This window comes from Streptomyces sp. XM83C (genome assembly GCF_023072675.1).
Classification (GTDB): domain Bacteria; phylum Actinomycetota; class Actinomycetes; order Streptomycetales; family Streptomycetaceae; genus Streptomyces; species Streptomyces thermocoprophilus.
Genome location: NZ_JALLGL010000408.1, coordinates 1 through 4,546, shown reverse-complemented (window position 1 = coordinate 4,546; position 4,546 = coordinate 1). Strand labels below are relative to the sequence as shown.

Sequence of the window (4,546 nt, the reverse complement as noted above, 5' to 3'; positions counted from 1 at the left end):
CCCATGCACCCGCGGATCGTCGGTGACGTCGTACCGCTTCACGTACGCCCCCAAGAACGCCTGCAACGTCGCCACCGCCGGGATCGCGATCAACGCCCCCACCGCCCCGAGCAGCGCCGTCCCCGCGATGACCGACCCGAACGCGACCGCCGGATGGATGTCCACGGTCTTGGACGTCAGCTTCGGCTGCAACATGTAGTTCTCGAACTGCTGGTACACGACGACGAAGATCAGCACCCACAGCGCGTACCAGGGGTCCACGGTGAACGCGATCAGCATCGGCAGCGCACCGGCGAGATAGGTGCCGATGGTGGGGATGAACTGCGAGACCACACCGACCCACACGCCCAGCACGGGCGCGTACGGAATGCCGAGGGCCTGGAAGAGTATGTAGTGGGCGATGCCGGAGATCAGCGCCATGAGCCCGCGTGAGTACAGGTAGCCGCCGGTCTTGTCGACGGCGATCTCCCACGCGCGCAGCACCTCGGCCTGCCGGGCGGGCGGCAGCAGGGAGCAGATCGTGCGCCGCAGCCGGGGCCCGTCGGCGGCGAAGTAGAACGAGAACAGCGCGATCGTCAGCATCTGGAACAGCCCGCCCAGCACCTGTGCGGACACGTCGAGCACGCCGCTGGCGCTGTTCTGGACGTACTTGCGCAGCCAGTCGGAGTGGAGCAGGCCCTCCTGGACGTCGACCCGCCGCAGTTCCGTGTGGAACGTGGAGTTGACCCAGTTGATGACCGAGTCGAGGTAGCCGGGGAAGCCCTCGATCATCTTGATGATCTGCCCGGCGAGCATCGAGCCGAGCAGGGTGACGAACCCGGCGGAGACGATCAGCAGGCACAGGAAGACGAGGAAGGTGGCGAGGCCGCGCCGCATGCCGCGACCGGCCATCCAGCTGACCGCCGGTTCTATCGCGAGGGCCAGGAAGAACGCGATCAGGATGTTGATCAGCAGCCCGGTCAGCTGGTGGAAGGCCCAGCTGCCGAGCTGGAACGCGGCGAAGAGCGCGAGGGCGAGCACCATCGCGCGCGGCAGCCAGCGGGGCATGCCGGAGCCCGGCGCGGCGCCTTCGGCCGGAGGCCCGGCGGGCTGCGTCGTAGGGGACGGAGAGGCCTGCCGGGCGGGCTGCCCGGACTCGTCAGTGGATGCCACGGACCAAGTCTCGCTCACGCCACCGACAACGGAAGTCCCCCCTGCGCTCCGGGCACCACCGGGCTCCACGGCAAGCTCTGCCGACGCTGTGCCGCGGGCTCACCAGGACCGGCACGGCGGCCCCCGCACGGTCCACGATCAGCGCTTCTCCGCCGGGACGTCCATCACCGAGCACACCACGTGCCACACGTCCTTGGCGTCCCAGCCGGCCGCCAGCGCCTCGTGCACGGTACGTCCGCCCAGCTCCGACATGACATGGTCGCGCGCGAAGGTGTCGGCGTACCCCGCGCCGAATTGTTCCGCCATCCGCTGCCAGAAGACCGTCAACCGCATGACTCCAGTATCCCGCCCCCGAGGGTGGGCCCCCGGCGGGGCGACGTGCCGAGACCGCTTTCCGCCATACGGTCGGACCATGGCCGAAAACGGAGCTTCCCCACTCCCCCCGCCGACCCCGGCATCGAAGCCGACCCCGTCGTCCCAGCCGACCCCGTCGTCAAAGCCGTCCCCGGCGCGGTCCCCGCTCGCCCGCGCCGAGCAGTTCGTGTGGCTCACCGCGCGCGTGCTGGAGCAGCGGCTCTTCGCCCACCTCTTCAGGGACGCGAGCGCCGACCCGGTGGAGACGGCCCTGGACGCGTACCGCAACGACGACGGCGGCTACGGGCACGGGCTGGAACCCGATCTGCGCGGCCCGGTCAGCCAGCCTCTGCACACCATCCGCGCCCTGCGGGTCCTGGACCGGATCGGGCGCTGCGGCGGGCAGCGCGTGGAGCGGATGTGCCGCTCCCTGACGTCGATGTCCACCGCCGAGGGGGCGCTGCCGGGCATCCATCCGAGCCGGCGCGGGTATCCGACGGCGCCGTTCGTGCCGGTCGTCGACGATCCGCCGGGTGAACTGCTGCCCACGGGCCAGGCGGCGGGACTGCTGCACCGCAACGCGGTGTGGCACGCGTGGCTGTTCCGGGCGACCGAGTTCTGCTGGCAGCGCATCGAGTCGCTGGAGACGTCCCACCCGTACGAGGTCGAGGCGGCGGTGATGTTCCTGGACGCCGTCCCGGACCGCTCGCGAGCGGAGGCGGCAGCGGACCGGCTGGGCCGCCTGGTCCGCGACCACCGGCTCGCCGCCCTCGACCCCGGCGACCTGGACGCCTGTCCGGTCGCTCCCGGCTACGCCCCGGGCGAGCACCACTTCCCGCACGACTACGCCCGCACCCCGGACTCCCTGGCCCGTGCCTGGTTCACCGACGCCGAGATGAGCCGCTCGCTGGACTTCCTCGCCGCCGAGCAGCAGGACGACGGCGGCTGGCCGGTCCGCTGGCGGCACTGGGCGCCGATGCCCGCCCTGGAGGCCCGTGGCATGGTCACCGTCGAGGCCCTGCACACATTGCGGGCGTACGGCCGCCCGGTGAGCTGACCGGCCGCATCCCATGGACAGGCACCGCCCGCGTCATCCCGTGAGGGCCCGCACCCCCGCCGTGACCACCACGGCCGCCGCGACCACGACCAGGAAAGGCGCGCGCAGCAGGAGCGCCACCGCTGCGGCGCCCAGCCCCGCCGCACGTGCGTCCAGCACGAGCGCGTGCCCGTCGGTGAAGGTCTGCTGCGCGGTGAGTGCGGCGAGCAGCGCCACCGGCAGCAGCGCGGCCAGCCGCCGTACGAGCGGCCGTTCCAGTGCCCCGGCGGGTACCAGAAGCCCGGCGAGCTTGACGGCGTAGCAGCCGACGGCGGTGACGCCGATCGCGATCCAGACGTTCATCGCTCGCCTCCCCGCGCTCCGCGCCGCGCCGCGCGTCGGCCCGTCACGTACAGCACCGCCGGTGCCGCGAGGGCGGCGACCAGCACCGGGACTCCCGCGGGCAGGGCGGGCAGCAGTCCGACGCCGAGCACGACGGCGAGCGCGGCGACGGCCCGCTCGGTGGCCGTCCTCAGCATCGGCGCCAGCAGGGCGAGGAACACCGCCGGGCCCGCCGCGTCGAGGCCCCAGGTGTCGGTGTCGCCGATGCGTTCCGCGCCGAGCGCGCCGAGCAGCGTGGTCAGGTTCCACAGCAGATACAGGCTGACGCCGGTGACGGCGAAGCCCACGCGCGCGTTGCGCCGCGTCGGCTGGGCCAGAGCCACAGCGGTCGTCTCGTCGATGACCCATTGCGCCGCGAACGGCCGGACCGCGCGCGGCAGCGCGAGAAGCTGGGAGAGCCGCAGCCCGTAGAAGGCGTTGCGCACACCGAGGAAGAAGGCGCCCGCGGCGGCCGTGAACGGGTTGCCGCCCGCGGCGAGCGCACCGACCAGCGCGAACTGGGAGGCGCCGGTGAACACCAGCAGGCTCAGCGCGCAGCTCTGCCACACGGTGAGCCCGCTGCCGGCGGAGGTCACCCCGAAGGCGAACCCCGACAGGCCGACCGCGATGCCTACGCCGAGGGCGTCGCGGACGACGGCTCCGGCCGGGCGTTCCCCCGTGGTGTCGGGTGCTCCTTCTGCGGTCCGTATCTCGTCGACTGTCTGTTCTGCCACGTGTCGGACGGTACGAGGAGCCCGCCGGGCGCGTCTTGTACGTTCTTGCGGCCGCCGCTGCCGCGCTCGCGCTGGTAGGCGCCGGGCGGCACGCCGACGATGCGGGTGAAGTGCCGGTTGAGGTGGGGCTGGTCGGTGAACCCGACGGCGACGGCGGCCTCCGCCGGGGTCGTACCGGCGTCCAGCAGCCGCCTGGCCCGCCGTACGCGCGCGTCGGTCAGCCAGGTGTGGGGCGGCATGCCGTAGGCCGCACGGAAGGCCCGCAGCAGCGCGAACGGGCTGGTGCCGAGGTCGGTGGCGAGGCGTTCCAGGGAGGGCGGGTCGGCCATCCGCTCCTCCAGCACGGCACGCGCGCGTGCCGCGATCCGTGCCCCGGCGGTGCGCACCTGCCGGGAGGGCAGGGGGCCGCCGTTCAGCCGCAGGAGCCTGGTGACGGCGACCCGCAGCAGCGTGTCGGCGGCGAGTGCGTTGCCCTCGTCGGTGGCGCGCAGCACCTGGTGGACGAGGCCGACGGTGTACGGGTCGTCCAGGACGGGGCTGACGAAGCCGGGCGTGCCGCGCAGGGTGGTCGTCTCGGCGGCGATCTCCGCGACGACCTGCGGGGACGGGTAGACGGCGCCGTACCGCCAGCCCTCGGGCACCCCGGCGCGCCCAGTGTGCGGGGTGTCGGGGTTGACCAGGGCGAGGGAGCCCGCGCCGGCGTACACCTTGTCGCTGCCGTGCTGGAAGATCTCCACGCCTTCGGCGACGCCGGCGATCACGAAGTGCTCGTGGGTGTGCCGTACGAACGTCTTGTGCACGTACCGGGCACGGAGCAGATCGACCCCCGGCAGTTCCTCGTACTGCCAGTACCGCGCCTGCTCACCCGAACCCGCCATGCCCCCCATTG

Annotated in this window: 6 protein-coding genes; 1 reads left to right on the top strand and 5 read right to left on the bottom strand. The window is 72.8% G+C overall.

Annotated features, from left to right (window positions below):
• On the bottom strand, positions 1-1,152 hold a 1,152-nt coding region (locus MTQ10_RS28240; RefSeq protein ID WP_247473166.1), incomplete at its 3' end, for an AI-2E family transporter.
• A 138-nt stretch (positions 1,153-1,290) separates the two neighbouring features.
• Complete coding sequence (locus MTQ10_RS28235; RefSeq protein WP_247473165.1) at positions 1,291-1,485, bottom strand: DUF3046 domain-containing protein; 195 nt, start codon at positions 1,483-1,485, stop codon at positions 1,291-1,293.
• Between the two features lie 79 nt (positions 1,486-1,564).
• Here MTQ10_RS28235 and MTQ10_RS28230 point away from each other — a divergent pair, with 79 nt between their 5' ends.
• A complete protein-coding gene (locus MTQ10_RS28230; protein ID WP_247473164.1) occupies positions 1,565-2,563 on the top strand; it encodes a hypothetical protein in 999 nt (332 codons plus the stop codon).
• A 33-nt stretch (positions 2,564-2,596) separates the two neighbouring features.
• Here MTQ10_RS28230 and MTQ10_RS28225 read toward each other — a convergent pair whose 3' ends face one another.
• The 3 genes from MTQ10_RS28225 to MTQ10_RS28215 are packed head-to-tail and all read right to left on the bottom strand — an operon-like array spanning position 2,597 to position 4,535.
• Positions 2,597-2,905, bottom strand: coding sequence for an AzlD domain-containing protein (locus MTQ10_RS28225; protein WP_247473163.1), 309 nt, complete (start codon positions 2,903-2,905; stop codon positions 2,597-2,599).
• The gene (locus MTQ10_RS28220; RefSeq protein WP_374117714.1) at positions 2,902-3,657 is read right to left on the bottom strand and encodes an AzlC family ABC transporter permease; all 756 of its coding nucleotides are present in this window, start codon (positions 3,655-3,657) and stop codon (positions 2,902-2,904) included. Before MTQ10_RS28220 ends, MTQ10_RS28225 begins: the two co-directional genes overlap by 4 nt.
• Complete coding sequence (locus tag MTQ10_RS28215; protein WP_247473167.1) at positions 3,555-4,535, bottom strand: AraC family transcriptional regulator; 981 nt, start codon at positions 4,533-4,535, stop codon at positions 3,555-3,557. Before MTQ10_RS28215 ends, MTQ10_RS28220 begins: the two co-directional genes overlap by 103 nt.
• Positions 4,536-4,546: the final 11 nt, after the last annotated feature.

What these genes read in the sequence shown, in the direction of transcription:
- MTQ10_RS28225 (WP_247473163.1), bottom strand. Translation starts at nt 2,905, where the DNA reads ATGAACGTCTGGATCGCGATCGGCGTCACCGCCGTCGGCTGCTACGCC.
- MTQ10_RS28230 (WP_247473164.1), top strand. Translation starts at nt 1,565, where the DNA reads ATGGCCGAAAACGGAGCTTCCCCACTCCCCCCGCCGACCCCGGCATCG.
- MTQ10_RS28235 (WP_247473165.1), bottom strand. Translation starts at nt 1,485, where the DNA reads ATGCGGTTGACGGTCTTCTGGCAGCGGATGGCGGAACAATTCGGCGCG.
- MTQ10_RS28215 (WP_247473167.1), bottom strand. Translation starts at nt 4,535, where the DNA reads ATGGCGGGTTCGGGTGAGCAGGCGCGGTACTGGCAGTACGAGGAACTG.